This window comes from Acetobacterium wieringae (assembly GCF_023700225.1).
Taxonomy (GTDB): Bacteria; Bacillota; Clostridia; order Eubacteriales; family Eubacteriaceae; genus Acetobacterium; species Acetobacterium wieringae.
Map to the genome: position 1 here is coordinate 1,554,449 of NZ_CP097897.1, position 16,561 is coordinate 1,571,009.

Genomic DNA, 16,561 nt, shown 5'->3' on the forward strand with positions numbered 1-16,561 from the left:
AATTGTTTCGTGCGAAACTGGGCGCAAAGCTCACGGCAGTTTCGCAATTGCCTAATTTATTCAGATCTTAGGAGAAACAAAATAGCATGAGCAAGAAAAAACCTGCACAACGAATCTTAAACAATGCGTCCCGCAGTTTTCGTATTTTTACCTTCGGATGCGCAAAAGTAATTCTAAATACAGATAGCTTTTAGCCTGTTTTATGGCATAGCGCTGGCGTTTAAAGCGGTTTTTGAAAATTTTTAAATTGAGAGGTCGGGGCCTCTCTTTTTTTAATTTTGTGCCTTTGGAAGGGTATATCGCTTATTTTTTCCGTCTTTTATCAGAATAATTTCTTTTTTCCGGAGTAATGACCGGATGGCTGTTTCTGACTCTGTTGAACCGGCCCCGGTTATTTCACGAATGGTTTTTCGGTCGATGGTTCCGTGCTTCTCGACATAGTTGATAATTTTGTCTCGGTTGGCGTAAAGGAATAAATCGACATTCGAGATGATTCTACTTGATGAATTCATCTTGTAATTAAATCGGTGAACAATTCCGTTTTTAAAGATAATCGACTGAACCATGTTGTTTTTCACTGTGATCTTTAATATTAAATCATGTACGATTTGATATAGCATTTCAGTCCCGATGTTTTTCATTAGACCTTCATGAGTTACTGGAAATTTAGATTCAAATAGTGCTTTGAGCATAACGATGTTTTTAAGATACATTTCGTGATTAATGCTTGACTGAATTTCAGGTTCATTCACACTGTTTTTGTCTTCAGATTTCAAATCCGCCAATTTTGATTCAAACTCTTTCTTTTTTAAAATATACTCTTTTTGGCTCATCGATTCTTCGGAAAATAAATACAGTTCATTAAGCCGATTTAAGGCGGTCTCGAATTTTTTTATTTCGTCCTGTACCTGGTTTTTCGGCGGCGTTATTCTTCTTGCAAAACATTCTGGGTTTTGGTAAATTTCAATATTCGGCCGATGGCAGAGGTATTCTTTAATCGCTTCAATGGTGGATGCTTCGATTGATTCTACATTGATAAAATAAGGACCGCTCAGTAGTATTTTTTCAATCGTGCTAAAGCGCATCTTTTCAGTGATCCTTTCAGTCAGGTTGCAATAATTGAGCAGGTAATTAAAAATAAATGGCACCAGCGTCACATCGCCGATTGTGCCTGTGCATTTGCCGCCTGACGCAACGCCGGTGCAATAGTATCGTGACGGCGTGATTCCATCTGCTCGCAATAATCCTGTATTTGACACATAGATTCTGCCGCAGTGTTCACAAAAAACGATTTTTGAAAAGATATGGGTTTTCCAGTTGTTACGATGCGACTGGCTATTTCCTTTAAAATTAGAATCAATGATGTTTTGGACTCTGCGAAACTGATCTTTATCAATGATGGCCGGATGGTTATCTTCAACCTCCACCCATTCATTTTCGTTTTTCTTTTTTCCCCGGGCAGACTCACGGTAATTATAGCGGTAGGTTCCGATATAAAAAGGGTTGTGAAGTATGTCAGTTACCACTTTAGAGCCCCAATTTCCGCCACGCTTGGTCTTATATCCGTGTTCTTGCAGATATCTTGATACTTTTGCCGAAGACCTTAAATCTTCGTATAAATCGAAAATAAAACGCACCAGGTCAGCTTCTTCTTCATTAACAACGGGATAATCGAGATCCGCCGACATATCAAATCCCAGCGGTGGCCGAGCGCCATTCCACATGCCTTTGGATGCCCGGTCAATCATGACAGACAAAACCCGCTCGCCAGTCAGCTTTCTTTCCAGCTCTGCAAATACCAGGATGATCTTCAACATGGCTTCGCCCATGGCGCTGCTGGTGTCAAACTGTTCATTTTTTGAGATAAAGGCGGTATCATATTTTTTGATTTCCTCATACATCTCGCAAAAGTCAATCAGATTCCGGCTGATCCGGTCAATCTTCCAGACAAGGATGTGAGAAAACTCACGGCTTCGGACCCGGGCCATCATTTCCTGGTATTTGGGCCTGTCCGTGTTTTTGGCAGAGAATCCAGCATCTTCAAAAATCTCATAATCATCAATATTCAGAACTAACTTAGCATAGTTGGCCAGATCGCTTCGCTGCAGGGGCAGACTGTCCCGATCGGCCTGCATTGCCGTGGAAACTCGGATGTATAGAGCTGCTTTTTTATTGGACATAAAAACACCTTCTTTTACTGATATTGGTAATGATCGCACAACTTCATGCGATTAATGACCTGCTCCACCGGCATGCCGTATTTTTCAGCTAAATCCCACTCATTCATTTGTTTTATATCTTTCTCAAATAAGTATGGGGGCATGGTAAAGTAGAGCGCAAAAGCATCCGCTATGGCTTCGTGCTTGCGGATAGTGTCAATCGTCGACTTTTCTCTGCCATGGACCGATATATGCCCGAGCTCATGGGCCAGCGCATAGCGGCAATCGCTGGTTGTTTTAAATTTTGGCAAAATCAGTTCAAATTGGTAGATGCAAGGTTTGCAAATGCCATCGCAGCAAGACAGTGAATAACCATTGTCGGCTATTATTTCTTCAATTGCGTGAATTGGTATCGGTAGAGAGTGGATAGGGTATTTGTTTAGCGTTTTGATAACATGTCTCTGTGTCATTTTGAACAATGTTGAACCTCCGTTTATCAATGCAATGAAAATAGAACACGTGTTCTTTTTATTGTAGCAGATAAGCGGTAAGATTTGGAGACGAATAAGAGTAAATTATTGCTGGAAAATATATGAAAGAAGATGGGGAGAGGGGTCTCCCCGGGTAAAAATTAGTTTTGTTTAGCAAATGTTAAAAATTACTTACTATTTTCTGAAAACTGCTCAGGTAATTCGCCATTTTGTAATGATATAAATGCCGCCTCGTATTGGGCCGCTTGATCTGGTGTTAATGCGCCATCAATTCTCAGGAATACATTCTCATACAGGTATAAATATTGTGAAAACATCGCATTTTCAGTTATTGGTTGAATATAGTCATACCTGGCCTGAGCATCTTCGGCATTATTGAATACTTCAATCGATCCTCCAGCCGTTCCTTCGGTTGCAGATCCGGCTGCTGGGCTATTTGACCGAGAGTCTTCAAATATCACTTTGCTTGTGTATTGATTTGGTCGACCTAACAATTCGCCCTTATCGGTTTCGGCTGTTAAAATTTGGACATTCTCGATCGGGTATCCAGCATCCTGGAATGTTTTGACAATTTCCTCGGCTGACATTTTAGTGACATCAACTTTCGGTTGTGATTCGGCTGCGGCAGACCCACTACCGCTGGCGCTACTACACCCAGCCAGCATAAGAGCCGCAATCAAGATCGACATCAAAATAAGTGATAAATTTCTTTTCATTTATTCCTCCTAATAGTATTTACTTAAAGTATATACCGGTTCCCCGATATCTGTAAATCGATAGATCGTGCTAAAATTAGAGAAGATCTTCATGATTTATTAAAGCGCATCGAAAGTATGGCGCACGTAAAATATCGAATACATAAAATTTACGGCGATTTGATCAACTGACCAGGTTGTTTAGTCGTGCGACCAGTTGGTCAGAGTAGGTATAGATATCATCCAAGTTTTCAATCATGATTTTTTCATTTGAATCGCAATTTGGAATAATGATATATTTTGTGTTCTCTTTTAAGAATATGCGGCATATCCATTTAGTCACTTTCCCATCAATAATGACTGAAAAATAACTGGCCGTGTCTTTGTAACCGATCCGGTTTAAATCAACAGCATTGTGTAAAATAGATTTTATAATGAAAAAACACTCGATTTCTTCGTCGGTAGTAATGATGTTTGAAACACTTGAGATCTGACTTGACTCATCAACTTCCTCGAACTGTTGAACGGTCTTTGGTTCAAATGATTCGTCGCTTTTTAATGCGTTCTGGATTTTGTCATTGACCAGCTCGTTGATATACTGGGAAATTGATTTCTTCACAGTGGGCCGGTACTTTTCAACAGTGTTTTGAGTCTTCATTCCGTCGTATACACCCTGGGATAAAATGAAGCGAATGAAATCATCAGATGGGTTTGCAAACTCATCTTTCAAAACCTTCTTAATCAAACCCAGGTACTTGAGTTCAGAAGCGGTGTCTAAGATCATACTGAGATCAAAGTTGTCTTTGCAGAATTTTTTAAGCTCAATTATTTCACTATCACTAATATCAAGTAAGTTAATTTCAAAGAACGGGGAACTGTCCATTTTATTTTGCTCATCCAGGTCGCTGTAAAAGCGATAAACCAGTCCGTTCGTTAATATGGCAAACTTTGCCGCTGTTGTCCCAAAGTAGCGGAATAATTGGGAATCGTGTTTTTCTAGCTGTTCATTGATCGATTTAGCTTCAATGAGCAAGGTGAGCTCTCCATTTAGCAGGATAGCATAGTCCACTTTTTCGCCTTTTTTTATGCCGACGTCAGCTGTGTATTCTGGTATAAATTCCGTCGGATTGAATACATCATAACCGAGAATTTGGAAGAAAGGCATCACTATAGAAGTCTTGGTGGCTTCCTCCGTTGCTATGCTGTCCTTCGTCTTTTTTACTCGCTCAATAAACTCTCTCAACTTCTCCTCAAAACTCATGTTTTCCTCCTGTAGATTTAATTATAAATTTATACAACACGCTCCTTTATTGGGGCGGATCGCAGTTTGAACACGGGGTATATCCTTGTGACTTCGCTTTATCTAGATCGATTTGGATCTTGCTTTTGCTTAATGAAGAACATCCATCCAGATGATATTTTTTGCCGCTTTCAGTAATATAAACAATAGTGCCGGTCGGCTCCGTTTCGGTAGCGGTTTGCGCTTGAGGTGCAGTTGATGTCTTAGTGGCATCCGTTGTCGATTGCCCAGACACTGCACTTTCGGCGACCGGCTGAGAATTTTCTACCGGTTTATTTTTCAAGTCGGCAATGGCATCTTCTGCCAAAATCAACACCTTTAAAGAATCGTACGAAACGTACCCTTTTTGCTCGCTTGTTAACTCAATATAAGTTGTTTTTGCAGCATTCACGACCGATCCCTTTTCTATGGTGATTAATTTTGGATCACCTATTTCCTTTATTTTACTTTCGGCTTCTTGTGCTGCCAGTTTATTATGATCTATGAATTTTTCAATATTGTTATCGTTCCCGCTTCCAGCGGCAGCTCCTATTCCCGCGCAACTGGGAACCCATATTAATACGAAAAATACAGCAAAGACTACAGACAATATTATTTTAATGTTTTCTTTCAGTTTCTGGTTGTATTTCCACATCAAAAATATTCCGACTGGCGCAAAGAAAAAAAGCGTCAACCACATGACCCACTCTTTTTTGTAGAACTCTAAATTTTCATCCAATACTATCGACCTCCATAAATTATTGACATATGTCAAACTTTTTGAAAAATTTGACAAAATAAAAAACAGACTCTAATAAAGCCTGTTAATTTTTCTCATTCTTCTCTCTTAATGCGCGGTTCGCTCTGATTGCAAAGAGAATATTTCTTTTTTCTTCGTCGGTCCAGTCTTCGAAATCCAGGAACTCGGTTCGGAATTCCTCGTCGTCAATGAGGGACTTCAATTCAGCGGTATAATCATGTTCGTCGTAAAGATCCTGATTGATATCACGGACTGGGGTTGGGTCGTCAGTACGGCCGTTCAAATAATCAAGCGAAACATGAAAAAAATCAGCAATCTTATTAAATGTTTCACTGTCTGGATCTCTTTTGTCTATTTCATATAACGAAAGAGAAGACCTTGATATTGATAACTTTTCAGCAAGATCATCTTGGGTATAACCCATATTTTTTCTTAAATTTTTCAAACGTTCACCAATCATAATAGCACCTCTTTCATGATTATACTCTACAAAATGTAGCTTTTCAAACGATGTTTCAAAATGTAGTAAAATATTTAAAACAACACTTGACTGCTACATAATGTAGCAGTATAATAATGTTACATTATGTAGCAAGGAGGTGTGAAATGAAACGAGAAAAGCTATACGAACTACGGAAGGAAGCGAAGCTTACCCAAAAACAAATGTCTGAGTTTGCAAATATAAACCGAAGCTACTATGGGCTGATTGAAAATGGTGAAAGAAACCCATCATTACCAATAGCAGAAGATATTTCGGAAGCGTTGGGTAAAAAAGTGGAAGAAGTTTTTGACAATGAAGTTTTTTTTGCAAACAAATGCTACGTAAAGAAGCAAAGCCCGAAAGCGAGCTAGAAAGGAGTGATTTACTTGGAACAACTGATATATGCAAAACAAGATGACTATATGGAGATCAGCAAAGATGAATACCTGAAAATGAAAAATAAATTAGTCGAATTGGAAAATAAGATTAATAAAATTGAAGATCGCGACTATTGTACTAAAAACATAAAATACATGGTCGCAGAGCTGCCAATAGACCATGTTCGCAATTCAGCTGATGACCGCCCGATTTTTGAGTATTCAACACTTGGTGGAGACGTTTGGACGATCTTTTTAAACTTGGCAAAGATAATTCATCGCGAAAACCGGAAATTTTATATGGACGACGCGGGGCCTACATATTACAGCAGACCATATATACGAACTACTGGTAAATGCCTATTGCCAAAAGTTGACAGCATGGACAGATACCAAAAGCGCATCTCGGTTGAAATGCTTAATGAGCTGATCCCGATTTACAACAAATATTACAAAATGATGCATCCTCAAGTTTTGTATAGAGAACGCGGTTCAGATGAATTCGCTTTTGTTGATGTGATTAATAGCGGAAAGGAAACAACATGAACAACTTAATGATTTTCGAAGGACGACAGGTGGAAGTATTTGAATTCAAAGGGCAGGTTTTGTTTAACCCATACCATGTAGCGGAGTGCCTTGATATTAAAAATGTCCGGGATAATATTGCAAAAATGAATGAAAAACAGGTAATGAAGCTGACAAATTTAGATGTCGGTAAAGCCGACATCCGAAAACTAAACAACGCCGGCGAGAACTTCCTCACTGAAAGCGGCGTCTATAAACTAATTTTCAAATCACACAAACCAGATGCTGAGAAATTCCAGGACTGGGTAGTGGACGAAGTCCTCCCAACCATCCGAAAACACGGTGCCTACATGACGCCTGCAAAAATTGAGGAAGTGCTTCTCAACCCGGACACAATCATCAATCTGGCGACCAGACTTAAAGAAGAGCAGGCGCTGGTAATGAAATTAGAAGCAAAAATGTTTGAGGATCGGCCCAAAGTAATATTTGCAGAATCTGTCACGGCAAGCGAAGATTCGATCCTTGTCGGGGAAATGGCGAAGCTGTTGAAACAGAACGGTTTCAATACCGGCCAAAACAGATTTTACGCTTTGCTCCGTGAACAAGGGTTTTTAATTAAGAGGAAAGGTTCGGACTACAATCTACCAACTCAGAAAAGCATTGAAATGGGGCTGTTTGAGATTAAGGAGACTGTCATTACCCATTCTGATGGGAGAATAAAGGTTGAAAAAACTGCGAAAATAACAGGAAAAGGCCAATTGTATTTTATGAATCGATTTAAGCCGAGCGCTGACATTGCGGCGGAGTAGAAAGGAGAACCATGAGCGAAGACCGCAAACAAAGAATAATCGAACTGATACAAATCAAAAGAATCTTTACAGGACGCATTTTTGCGGGGGTCTTAAATGATGCTTGGGTCAGAGGGTCTAAGGTGCTTTTTGTGATGTCGGGCAATTATCTTTTCCCGGATGGGTCCATTAAAGTTGTTTTCCCAGATGAGACCATTCAAGAACTTGATGCAATTAAAAGAAACGAGCCGATAAACGTATTTCGCGAAGTCTTTGAAGAGATGCAACTCCTTCTTGATGTTGCACATTATTACGGTCTTGAATTTACAAAAGTCGCAAATGATCCTGAAGGAGTTATCAGAGGATTGATTGGAGATGAACTTGAAAAACTTGAGTAGTCAAACCATCATCGAATTCCTCACAGAGCATACCGTGGTCGCAGACAAAGAGCTGCTGATGCGGTTCAGCTGCCCAAACACTTATGGCCATGACCACGGCTATGCCTGGTGGAGACCGACCTACTGCAACGGCGGCCGGTTGAGGAATGGAGAGAATGTCTGTAAGAAGTGTTGGGGGCGACCAATCGGGGAATTGGCCGGGAGTTAAGCGGGGAAATGATTGCCAAAGAAGGGGAAGCGGTTTACACCAAAATTATAACCTGAAAGGAGATAAAAATGACATGAATGAAAAGTGCAAAGGGGTATTAAAGACGTTCAGAGAACGTGCAGGATATACCCAGGAAGAGGCTGCTTGTGAATTGTGTTTGTCAGTCCATACGTTGTCAAATTATGAGTCTTATTCGCTTGAGGTACGGAAACACCTACCTCCGGAAGAAACGGTCCTAAAAATGGCAGAACTATATCAGAGCGATTATATGAAAATTCTATTTTTGAATGAGACGAACCTGATTTTCAGATCGATCTTTTCAAATGTAGAGCTGCTGGATCTACCCACCGCATTCATTAAATTTCAATCAGAAACAGAAGAAGTTCATGAGCTGGAAAACAGAATGCGAAAGGTGATCCTGGATAATCGGATTGATGATCATGAACTGGAAGTATCCGGGCTTTTTCTAAAAGAGTTGATGGAAAGTGCAATGTCGAGTTTGAGTCTAGCCTTTTCCACGATTGAAAAAACACCCGTAAAAAAACAACATAAAACAAAAAAACTGCATTTTAAAAGTGGAATGATTATGAACGAAAGGAGATCGGCAAGTTATGAAGGAGAAAGACTATACGCTCGGGGTTGATGTGGAGGTTCAAAACAAAATGCTGATTGCGTTGGGCTATGACACACCTGAAAAAATCCTAGCTGCATATAACAAGCCTTGGAATGTCGGCATGTTTACAACACCAGTCGAAAAGGTTTTGGGAAGTAAAAATGGCGACGACGAAAAAAGTGCATAGAAAAACACCTGCGGGAACAGGTGCTTTTCGAAAAAATCGATGAAATTGGTTTACAAGAATTCTACCACAACAGCTTGTGGAATGCAAGGGCGGGTTCTACCTCCGACCCGCCGTTGTTATTAAAATTTGGAGGATTTTTAAGGAGAAAAATCATGGATGCTCAAAATTTATTATGTAAACTGGCTGGCAAAAAGGAAGCCTACACGGCGATGAACGAAAAAACCAAGTTCTTTAATTTTATCCAAAAAGGAAGCATTGGGGTGGCTATCAAACTGATTGATGAAATGATAACCGATCTGGAAGAAGTCAGTGGCTTGCAGGCCCCGGTAAAAGGTACCAGCGACAAAGTGGTCCAGATCCAACACCGCCGTATTGCGAGGTAGACCATGGAGGGTAGAGAGAAATTTTCGCCGACATATTATGTCGGAAAGAAGCGGGATTATGCCGAACGGATTGGAAACCCGAACAAATTTCAGGAGGCAATCGACAAATTTAGAGCTGCCAATGGGTTAGAGCCAGAGTATAAGACAGGAGGAGCAAATGAGAAGTGATTTAGCATTTGCAAATGGCGCGGCAAACAGAGGAAAAGAAATGATGGTTTTCGACTGGGATAAAGCCGCCAGATTAATAAAAGAAATGAAGCCAGAAATAGCATCTGCTGGGCTTGCTGATGATTGGGAATGGACTGGTGGCATGATATATGACGGAAAACCGGTAATGGACGATTATACATACCTTTCATCAACGTGGGCAACACCTGAAATTAGCATCGACGATGAGGTGTTTGATTGCTACATCATGTCCGGCCAAACAGAATGGAATTGCGCAACAAAGTGGCCACAAAGCGCATTGGATATATTGGAGGGGAAAAATGAGAGTGTGTGAACTGGTTGAAAAACTATGCGAGTGCGATTTAAACGATGAAGTAACGCTTTGGGACGATTGTTCGCTGGAAGCTTTCCCAGTTGAGCAAGTAGACGCCAAAAACAGTCGAAAAGGGCAGGTCTTATTGACCTTTAATAATTAGGAGGGTTTGAAATGATTGAAAGACAATGCAATGCTTGCGGTTGGGTTTATGAAATTCACTATAATGTTGACCATGGGACGTTCATTTGCCACCATTGCCAGCCCAAGAGCCCAAACCGGGCCATGCGCTCACTGATGCGGGTCAAGGCCCGGTTGTATGTAGGAAATTAGGAGGAAGAAATGAAATTACTATCATTGAACTTAGAAAACTTTCAAGGCATCAAGTCGCTGGATATCACGTCGGATGGCTCTGATATCGAAGTCCGTGGAGACAACGCTACGGGCAAAACCACGATCGGCAATGCCATTACCTGGCTCTTGTATGATAAACCGCTCGATGGTGGAAAGAACTTTTCGCCAAAAACTTTAAACGGCAACGGTCAAGAAGTCCATAACCTGACCCATGGTGTAACGGCCATCTTTACAGATGGCGCCCAGCAGCTGAAGCTTAAAAAAGAGTTTATGGAGATCTGGACAAAGAAAAGAGGGTCATCGAAAAGTACCTTCTCAGGCCATACGACAGAATATTACTTAAATGATATCCCGGTCAAAGCTGGCGAGTACGCCAAACGGATTGAGCAGATCTGCACCCCGGAAATGGCCAAGGTATTAACCAATCCCTTTTACTTTCCAGTAGATATGAAATGGACTGATCGCCGAGAACTGCTGCTATCGGTATGTGGGGATATCACTGATGAACAGGTCATAGCATCCAGTGATGAACTGGCCCCGCTGATGGGCATCATCAACAGCGAAAACGGACGGATCACCATTGATGATTATCTGAAGATTTCAAAATCATCCATGACCAAGATTAATGAGGAGCTCAAAAGCATCCCTTCCCGGATTGATGAAGCGACCAAGGCCAAGCCTGACGTTGCTGGTATTTTCCCGAATACTTTCGAAAAAGAAATCGCCGAGCATGAAGCGGTTATTGCTGAACTGGAAAAGCAAAAGCTAAATCTTGAAAACGGCAAAGTTGATGACGCCTTAATCGAAAAGAAAAAAGAGATCAACAACCGCCTCATTCAGAAATCGACGGAATATGCCCAGCTTCAGAATAAAGAAGCGTCTGAACAGGCTGACGCGCTTATGAAAAGTGCTGAATTGGTGCGGAATGCTGAAATTGCTTTAACCAATCAAAGAAAAAAAGTGCTCGAAATTGAATCGACTATCGCTTATAAACGAGGACAGCAAGTTAAATTATCGGAAAAATATCGGACTATCGCAGTACAACAATGGGACGGTGAAAGGGTTTGCCCGACATGCGGACAGGAATTACAACCCGAAAAGATCGAAGAAGCGAAAGCAGCTTTTAATCTCAGTAAGTCAAAACAGCTTGATGCAATTAATAAAGAAGGATCTGAAAATTGCAGCAAGGCCATTCTGGAAAAGCTGGTCGATGATCTTAAACTGGAAGAAGCAAATCTTATTAAAGCTGGCGACGGACTCAAAGAGTTGCAACAAGCCCATCAAGCAGCCCTTGGATTAGTCAAAGATCCGATCCCATTTGCAAACACAACCATGGGCAAAGCTCTACAAGCTGAACTTGAAGAAATAACCAATAAGATCAATACCCCAAATGCTGATATCGCCCCACAGATTGCCAAATTAAACAGCGAAATCGATGATGTCAATGCAAAAGTATCCAGCCTGAAAGATAAGCTCCTAAACTACAAAATAGCCGAAAAACAAGAGCTACGGATCGCAGAGCTGAAGCTTCAAGAGGAAAGCTTGGCCGCCGAATATGAAAAGATAGAAGCCAATGTTTTCCTGTGCGAGCAGTTTATCAAGGCCAAGGTGTCCATGTTGACAGATTCGATCAATAACCGGTTTAAAAATGTCCGGTTCAAGTTATTTGAAGATCAGATCAACGGCGGTTTAAAGGAATGCTGCGAGGTTCTGGTGCCATGTGCCGAGGGACTGATCCCATTTGGCACAGCCAATAACGCAGGCAAGATTAATGCCGGGATTGAAATCATTGATGCTCTGTCAAAACATTGGGGCGTGGAGATGCCGCTGATCGTGGACAACGCCGAAAGCGTCACCCAGTTGTTAGAAACTGAGTTGCAAGTGATTAAATTAGTAGTTGATGAAAAATACAAAGAATTACAAATAAATGGAGGTAAAGAAGAATGGCAGAAAACAGCGTAGAAAAGAAACAAGGCAGAGAGTTAAAGGATATAAGTATGGCATCTGGTGTATTCGCAGGGAGTGATCAGTTTGCACTGGCTTGGAAAATGGCGGGTGCTTTGGCCAATAGCACAATCGTTCCGAAAGACTATCAGGGCAATGTTGGAAACTGCTTGATTGCACTTGAAATGGCAAATCGACTAGGGACTGGACCGATCATGGTAATGCAAAACTTATATGTCGTTAATGGGCGGCCGTCATGGTCTTCTCAGTATATCGTCGCAATGATTAACAGTAGCAAGAAGTATAAGACAGAGCTTCAGTACCATATGGAAGGAAAGGGCGATAATCTGAGTTGCTATGCATATGCCGAAGACTACTCTGGGCATGAAGTCAAGGGTCCTACCGTAACTATTGAAATGGCTAAAAAAGAAGGATGGTATGGGAAAAATGGGTCGAAGTGGCCGAATATGCCCGAGGTTATGATCCGCTACCGTGCTGCTTCGTTCTTTGGCCGGTTGAATTGCCCGGACATGATCATGGGGATTTATTCCACTGAAGAAGTGGTTGACGGCATTGTGGATTATCAGATTTTAGATCCAGAGGAAGCTGTTAAACAAGAAATTAAAGAAAATGCCAATGTTCAGGCGCTTGACTTTACGGCACCCGATCCCGAACCACAGGAAGAAATAAAAAAAGAACCAGCCACCAATGAACCATCCGAAGAAGAAAAACAACAGATCTTAGCAGCCGAGCAAGCCGAAGCTGAAGCAGACTATGGCCAGCCGAGTTTCCTATAAGTCATGGATATACTGATTATTGCCAGCAGCAGCCGGGGAAACGCCTATCGCATCAGCGATGGGCAAACCTCCCTGATGCTGGAATGCGGAGCACCTGTTCGGGAGATTCAGAAAGCGCTGCAATTTCAGCTACACGAAATTGATGGGTGCCTGATAACTCATGAGCACATGGATCATGCCAAAGCGGCCAAGGATCTGATAAAAAAAGGTGTGGAGATTTACAGCAGTAAAGGAACATTGGAAATGCTGGGATTATCCCAGCAGCATCGAGCGAATGCTTTATATATCGGAGCCACTAAAAGAATTGGCACTTTCAATATATTGCCGTTCGATGTTCAGCACGATGCAGCGGAGCCGCTGGGGTTTCTGATCGAAAGTATATTAACCGGAGAACGACTGTTATTCTTCACCGACACCTATTATTTGAAATACACCTTTGATCGGTTATCCATCATTATGGCTGAATGCAATTATTCGACGGAAATCATCAAAGAAAACGTGAATAACGGAAGTATTCCCGAGGCTCATAAAAATCGGGTTATACGGTCGCATATGAGCATTGAGACATTACTGGAATTTATAAATGCGAATGATACCAGTCGGTTAAAAAAGATTTACCTGTTGCATATGAGCGATGGCAATTCGAATGAGGAAGAGTTTAAACGGCGGGTGCAGGAAGCGACTGGGGTTGAGGTAGAAGTATGTTAAAGAAAGAAGGAAAGAAATGAATATTGAAAATGCGATAAAAAATGTTATTGGCGAAAGCTTGGAATCAGGAATGGTTGAACGATTGGTGGCTGAAAACCTTGAAAAAGGCATAAATAAGTCCCTTGAGAACCTATTAGGAAGCTACGGCGATATCACAAAAGTCATTGAGAAAAAGATCAAAGACGTTATGGTGAAACAGTTGGAAGGTTACGACTTTTCGGAATACTTGGTTAAATTAGATTGTGTATTGACGGAGATTCTTAAAGAGACTTCTTTCGACAATAAAAAGATTCTTGGTAATTTCAAAGAGCTGATGGCTGAAAACGAGATTCCTAAAGTCGTCAAGTTGTCTGATATCTTCAAAGAATTTAAGAAGTTTGTTGCAGAGAAAGTTGACACAAGCGGGTTGGAAGTTGAATACGATGACGGCCCTTCCTATCAGTGGGTTAATGTCGAAATGACGGTAAACTACGACGAAAAACCTTCCTGGTCAAGTTCAAGTTTTCAGTATGCAAATGTTGTTTTCGAATGCAAGGAAGATGAAAACCTTAATTTTGAGATTCGTATTTCGAAGTTTATGGATTACCCATGGACCTTATCGACAGAGATTGACAGCTCAATCAGTTCGTTGCGATATCTCGATGATTTAAAGATCTATTTGCTGAAACTTATGCAGAGCGGTGCAAAGATAGAAATTGATTCGGAATACCTGGAAGACGAAGTGAGGCCTGAACAAGAACCGGAGGCAACATATGAATAAGGCCATCCTCGTCGGCCGCCTAACTCGCGATCTCGACGTTAAAAACACAACAATCGGAAAGGCTGTAGCAACCTTTACCCTGGCCGTCGACCGTCGTTTCAAAAACAAAGACGGTCAGAAGGAATCGGACTTTGTCCCCATTGTGGTATGGGGAAAACAGGCAGAAACTGCGGGGCAATATCTGTCAAAGGGTAGTCAGATCGGAGTATCCGGGAGATTGCAAGTCAGGAGCTATGATGCCCAGGACGGCCAGCGCCGGTATGTGACGGAGGTTGTTGCGGATGAGATCACATTTTTAAGCAGCAAGAAGGACGGTGGCAATAGTGCCAACACCCAGCATCAAAGCAACAGCGAACCTATGTCAGTTATGGGCCTGGACGAAGACTTCCACCTGATGGCGGATGACGACGACTGCCCATTTTAATCGCTTTTTATAAATTTATATATAGAAAGACCAGTATTCTAAATCCAGCGGAAGGGCGGGGTCGCAAGGCCCCGTAAGGGTTCTAAATTTGAATGGCTGATAGAAGAATGTTTGCAAAAACAATAATTGACAGTGACGCATTCCTGGATATGCCAGTCAGTACGCAAGTTTTATACTTTCACTTATCAATGAGGGCCGACGACGAAGGCTTTATTAATAGCCCCAAGAAGATCCAGAGGATGATCGGTTGTAGCGATGACGATATGAAATTGCTGATTGCGAAAAGTTTTGTGATCTTATTTGAAACAGGGATCATCGTTATCAAACATTGGAAAATACATAACTACATTCGAAAAGACAGAATCAACGAAACGATTTATAAAGAAGAACGATCTTCGTTATTTGAGAAAAGTAATGGTGCTTATACACTGAAAAACCCTGATGAAAATGGGATTGCCGCACCTTGTCAACCAATTGACAACCATATGTCAGTCACTTGTCAGCCAAATGGCAGCATAGGTAAGGTTAGGTTAGGTAAGGATAGTATAGGTAAGGTTAGGTTAGATATACTGCCCGGAGCTGAAACCTCAGCTGCCGAGCCGGAGACTGAGCAGGTGATAGTTATTGCATTGCCTTTACTCGACAAAACAGAACATCCCATTACCGAAAGCCAAATTAAAGGTTGGTGCGAGTTATACCCAGCCGTTGATGTAATGCAAGAGATTCGAAAAATGCGGGGATGGCTTGAAGCAAATCCGAAACGTGGCAAAACAAAAGCTGGTATATTGCGATTTATAACGGGTTGGTTGGCAAAAGAACAGGACAAAGGCGGAAGATACAGAAATGGTAAACCAGAAAGCAATCAACCCCAATACGGAGACCCGGACTATTACAAATGCGATCCAGGTGACTCATTATGACAGATTTGATTAATATCGCTGAAATCAGCCAATCATGTAATATCGTCGATCCGAATGATTATGTCAAGGACGGCCTGATTCACTGCCATAAGTGCAATACGCCAAAACAGGTGACGTTGAGATTTGCCGACATCACCAGAACGGTTTATTGCATCTGCGAGTGTGAAAAAGCGATCCGGGACAACAAGGTGTATGAATTTTCAGTACAGCAGGAAAAAGAAAACATCAGCCGGCTGCAAACCGTTGGCATCCAGGATGATGCCTACAGGAAATGGACCTTTGCCATGGATGACGGCCAACAGCCAAACATGGAAATAGCACATATCTATGCCGATTGCTTCATGGATGACTTTTTCAAAACCGGATCAGGTTTTCTTTTCTGGGGTGATGTTGGCCGGGGGAAAACCTTCGCGGCGGCCTGTATTGCCAATCAATTGATTGAGAATAGCATTCCGGTGATGATGACCAGTTTTGCAAAAATTGTGGATGAAGTGTTTTCGATCAAAGATAAAGCCGAGTATTTCCGGGAGTTTAGCCGATACAAGCTCTTGGTTATCGATGATCTGGGGGCTGAACGTGATACAGACTACGCTATGGAGCAGGTTTATAAAGTGATCGATGACCGGTATAAAAACAATCTGCCGATGATTGTCACAACAAACTTGGGCGTATCTGAACTAAAAAACCCGAAAGAGATTAAATATTCCCGGATCTACGACCGGATTCTTGAGAAATGCACCCCCATCGAGTTCAGGGGGAAAAATTACCGGGAAGAAAAACGCAACGATCAAATGGAATGGGCAAAAGAAAAATTCAGAAAGTGAGGCTA

Annotated in this window: 23 protein-coding genes; 17 read left to right on the forward strand and 6 right to left on the reverse strand. The window is 41.6% G+C overall.

The features are described from left to right. Window positions 1-272 precede the first annotated feature (272 nt). From CHL1_RS07475 to CHL1_RS07500, 6 genes are all read right to left on the reverse strand, one after another. Complete coding sequence (locus CHL1_RS07475) at window positions 273-2,180, reverse strand: recombinase family protein (protein WP_250935717.1); 1,908 nt, start codon at window positions 2,178-2,180, stop codon at window positions 273-275. Between the two features lie 14 nt (window positions 2,181-2,194). Beyond that, a complete protein-coding gene (locus tag CHL1_RS07480) occupies window positions 2,195-2,629 on the reverse strand; it encodes an ImmA/IrrE family metallo-endopeptidase (RefSeq protein ID WP_250936243.1) in 435 nt (144 codons plus the stop codon). A gap of 188 nt (window positions 2,630-2,817) precedes the next feature. Next, window positions 2,818-3,366 carry a hypothetical protein gene (locus CHL1_RS07485; protein ID WP_250935718.1) on the reverse strand — a complete coding sequence of 183 codons (549 nt, stop codon included), beginning with the start codon at window positions 3,364-3,366 and terminating at the stop codon, window positions 2,818-2,820. 163 nt (window positions 3,367-3,529) lie between these two features. Next, window positions 3,530-4,606, reverse strand: coding sequence for a type I restriction endonuclease (locus tag CHL1_RS07490; RefSeq protein ID WP_250935720.1), 1,077 nt, complete (start codon window positions 4,604-4,606; stop codon window positions 3,530-3,532). 46 nt (window positions 4,607-4,652) lie between these two features. Next, entirely contained in the window at window positions 4,653-5,363 is a 711-nt protein-coding gene (locus tag CHL1_RS07495; protein ID WP_250935722.1) for a hypothetical protein, read from the reverse strand. An 85-nt stretch (window positions 5,364-5,448) separates the two neighbouring features. Continuing rightward, window positions 5,449-5,844 (reverse strand): helix-turn-helix domain-containing protein, encoded by a 396-nt coding sequence (locus CHL1_RS07500; RefSeq protein WP_250935724.1) that lies wholly within the window; start codon window positions 5,842-5,844, stop codon window positions 5,449-5,451. A gap of 146 nt (window positions 5,845-5,990) precedes the next feature. Here CHL1_RS07500 and CHL1_RS07505 point away from each other — a divergent pair, with 146 nt between their 5' ends. From CHL1_RS07505 to CHL1_RS07585, 17 genes are all read left to right on the forward strand, one after another. Beyond that, a complete protein-coding gene (locus CHL1_RS07505; RefSeq protein ID WP_250935726.1) occupies window positions 5,991-6,236 on the forward strand; it encodes a helix-turn-helix transcriptional regulator in 246 nt (81 codons plus the stop codon). Between the two features lie 15 nt (window positions 6,237-6,251). Beyond that, window positions 6,252-6,788 carry a hypothetical protein gene (locus CHL1_RS07510; RefSeq protein WP_250935727.1) on the forward strand — a complete coding sequence of 179 codons (537 nt, stop codon included), beginning with the start codon at window positions 6,252-6,254 and terminating at the stop codon, window positions 6,786-6,788. Beyond that, a complete protein-coding gene (locus tag CHL1_RS07515) occupies window positions 6,785-7,576 on the forward strand; it encodes a phage antirepressor KilAC domain-containing protein (RefSeq protein ID WP_250935729.1) in 792 nt (263 codons plus the stop codon). Before CHL1_RS07510 ends, CHL1_RS07515 begins: the two co-directional genes overlap by 4 nt. An 11-nt stretch (window positions 7,577-7,587) precedes the next feature. Beyond that, a complete protein-coding gene (locus tag CHL1_RS07520) occupies window positions 7,588-7,953 on the forward strand; it encodes a hypothetical protein (protein WP_250935731.1) in 366 nt (121 codons plus the stop codon). Between the two features lie 281 nt (window positions 7,954-8,234). Further along, window positions 8,235-8,804 (forward strand): helix-turn-helix domain-containing protein, encoded by a 570-nt coding sequence (locus tag CHL1_RS07525; protein WP_250935732.1) that lies wholly within the window; start codon window positions 8,235-8,237, stop codon window positions 8,802-8,804. Then, window positions 8,773-8,961 (forward strand): hypothetical protein, encoded by a 189-nt coding sequence (locus CHL1_RS07530; protein WP_250935734.1) that lies wholly within the window; start codon window positions 8,773-8,775, stop codon window positions 8,959-8,961. Before CHL1_RS07525 ends, CHL1_RS07530 begins: the two co-directional genes overlap by 32 nt. A 152-nt stretch (window positions 8,962-9,113) precedes the next feature. Beyond that, window positions 9,114-9,344: a hypothetical protein gene (locus CHL1_RS07535; protein ID WP_250935735.1), complete on the forward strand. Its 231-nt coding sequence runs from the start codon at window positions 9,114-9,116 to the stop codon at window positions 9,342-9,344. A 157-nt stretch (window positions 9,345-9,501) separates the two neighbouring features. Continuing rightward, the gene (locus tag CHL1_RS07540; protein WP_250935745.1) at window positions 9,502-9,846 is read left to right on the forward strand and encodes a hypothetical protein; all 345 of its coding nucleotides are present in this window, start codon (window positions 9,502-9,504) and stop codon (window positions 9,844-9,846) included. After that, window positions 9,833-9,988, forward strand: coding sequence for a hypothetical protein (locus CHL1_RS07545; RefSeq protein WP_250935747.1), 156 nt, complete (start codon window positions 9,833-9,835; stop codon window positions 9,986-9,988). Before CHL1_RS07540 ends, CHL1_RS07545 begins: the two co-directional genes overlap by 14 nt. An 11-nt stretch (window positions 9,989-9,999) precedes the next feature. After that, a complete protein-coding gene (locus CHL1_RS07550) occupies window positions 10,000-10,158 on the forward strand; it encodes a hypothetical protein (RefSeq protein WP_250935749.1) in 159 nt (52 codons plus the stop codon). 9 nt (window positions 10,159-10,167) lie between these two features. Beyond that, window positions 10,168-12,141 (forward strand): hypothetical protein, encoded by a 1,974-nt coding sequence (locus CHL1_RS07555; RefSeq protein ID WP_250935750.1) that lies wholly within the window; start codon window positions 10,168-10,170, stop codon window positions 12,139-12,141. Further along, window positions 12,123-12,920, forward strand: a complete 798-nt coding sequence (locus CHL1_RS07560; protein ID WP_250935752.1) for a hypothetical protein — start codon at window positions 12,123-12,125, stop codon at window positions 12,918-12,920. Before CHL1_RS07555 ends, CHL1_RS07560 begins: the two co-directional genes overlap by 19 nt. Before the next feature lie 3 nt (window positions 12,921-12,923). Next, window positions 12,924-13,628: an MBL fold metallo-hydrolase gene (locus CHL1_RS07565; protein ID WP_250935754.1), complete on the forward strand. Its 705-nt coding sequence runs from the start codon at window positions 12,924-12,926 to the stop codon at window positions 13,626-13,628. Window positions 13,629-13,644: 16 nt separating this feature from the next. Beyond that, a complete protein-coding gene (locus CHL1_RS07570) occupies window positions 13,645-14,388 on the forward strand; it encodes a hypothetical protein (RefSeq protein ID WP_250935756.1) in 744 nt (247 codons plus the stop codon). Further along, window positions 14,381-14,812, forward strand: a complete 432-nt coding sequence (locus CHL1_RS07575) for a single-stranded DNA-binding protein (RefSeq protein ID WP_250935757.1) — start codon at window positions 14,381-14,383, stop codon at window positions 14,810-14,812. The genes CHL1_RS07570 and CHL1_RS07575 overlap by 8 nt, the downstream gene beginning before the upstream one ends. A gap of 92 nt (window positions 14,813-14,904) precedes the next feature. Further along, window positions 14,905-15,732: a replisome organizer gene (locus CHL1_RS07580; protein WP_250935759.1), complete on the forward strand. Its 828-nt coding sequence runs from the start codon at window positions 14,905-14,907 to the stop codon at window positions 15,730-15,732. Beyond that, the gene (locus CHL1_RS07585) at window positions 15,729-16,556 is read left to right on the forward strand and encodes an ATP-binding protein (protein WP_250935761.1); all 828 of its coding nucleotides are present in this window, start codon (window positions 15,729-15,731) and stop codon (window positions 16,554-16,556) included. Before CHL1_RS07580 ends, CHL1_RS07585 begins: the two co-directional genes overlap by 4 nt. The last annotated feature ends 5 nt before the right edge of the window (window positions 16,557-16,561 follow it).

Excerpts from the sequence above, each read along its gene's own strand:
- CHL1_RS07520 (WP_250935731.1), top strand. The coding sequence starts at position 7,588 with ATGAGCGAAGACCGCAAACAAAGAATAATCGAACTGATACAAATCAAA.
- CHL1_RS07505 (WP_250935726.1), top strand. The coding sequence starts at position 5,991 with ATGAAACGAGAAAAGCTATACGAACTACGGAAGGAAGCGAAGCTTACC.
- CHL1_RS07530 (WP_250935734.1), top strand. The coding sequence starts at position 8,773 with ATGAAGGAGAAAGACTATACGCTCGGGGTTGATGTGGAGGTTCAAAAC.
- CHL1_RS07555 (WP_250935750.1), top strand. The coding sequence starts at position 10,168 with ATGAAATTACTATCATTGAACTTAGAAAACTTTCAAGGCATCAAGTCG.
- CHL1_RS07540 (WP_250935745.1), top strand. The coding sequence starts at position 9,502 with ATGAGAAGTGATTTAGCATTTGCAAATGGCGCGGCAAACAGAGGAAAA.
- CHL1_RS07545 (WP_250935747.1), top strand. The coding sequence starts at position 9,833 with ATGAGAGTGTGTGAACTGGTTGAAAAACTATGCGAGTGCGATTTAAAC.
- CHL1_RS07500 (WP_250935724.1), bottom strand. The coding sequence starts at position 5,844 with ATGATTGGTGAACGTTTGAAAAATTTAAGAAAAAATATGGGTTATACC.
- CHL1_RS07550 (WP_250935749.1), top strand. The coding sequence starts at position 10,000 with ATGATTGAAAGACAATGCAATGCTTGCGGTTGGGTTTATGAAATTCAC.
- CHL1_RS07480 (WP_250936243.1), bottom strand. The coding sequence starts at position 2,629 with ATGACACAGAGACATGTTATCAAAACGCTAAACAAATACCCTATCCAC.
- CHL1_RS07560 (WP_250935752.1), top strand. The coding sequence starts at position 12,123 with ATGGCAGAAAACAGCGTAGAAAAGAAACAAGGCAGAGAGTTAAAGGAT.
- CHL1_RS07475 (WP_250935717.1), bottom strand. The coding sequence starts at position 2,180 with ATGTCCAATAAAAAAGCAGCTCTATACATCCGAGTTTCCACGGCAATG.
- CHL1_RS07580 (WP_250935759.1), top strand. The coding sequence starts at position 14,905 with ATGGCTGATAGAAGAATGTTTGCAAAAACAATAATTGACAGTGACGCA.
- CHL1_RS07575 (WP_250935757.1), top strand. The coding sequence starts at position 14,381 with ATGAATAAGGCCATCCTCGTCGGCCGCCTAACTCGCGATCTCGACGTT.
- CHL1_RS07535 (WP_250935735.1), top strand. The coding sequence starts at position 9,114 with ATGGATGCTCAAAATTTATTATGTAAACTGGCTGGCAAAAAGGAAGCC.
- CHL1_RS07585 (WP_250935761.1), top strand. The coding sequence starts at position 15,729 with ATGACAGATTTGATTAATATCGCTGAAATCAGCCAATCATGTAATATC.
- CHL1_RS07490 (WP_250935720.1), bottom strand. The coding sequence starts at position 4,606 with ATGAGTTTTGAGGAGAAGTTGAGAGAGTTTATTGAGCGAGTAAAAAAG.
- CHL1_RS07565 (WP_250935754.1), top strand. The coding sequence starts at position 12,924 with ATGGATATACTGATTATTGCCAGCAGCAGCCGGGGAAACGCCTATCGC.
- CHL1_RS07525 (WP_250935732.1), top strand. The coding sequence starts at position 8,235 with ATGAATGAAAAGTGCAAAGGGGTATTAAAGACGTTCAGAGAACGTGCA.
- CHL1_RS07570 (WP_250935756.1), top strand. The coding sequence starts at position 13,645 with ATGAATATTGAAAATGCGATAAAAAATGTTATTGGCGAAAGCTTGGAA.
- CHL1_RS07515 (WP_250935729.1), top strand. The coding sequence starts at position 6,785 with ATGAACAACTTAATGATTTTCGAAGGACGACAGGTGGAAGTATTTGAA.
- CHL1_RS07485 (WP_250935718.1), bottom strand. The coding sequence starts at position 3,366 with ATGAAAAGAAATTTATCACTTATTTTGATGTCGATCTTGATTGCGGCT.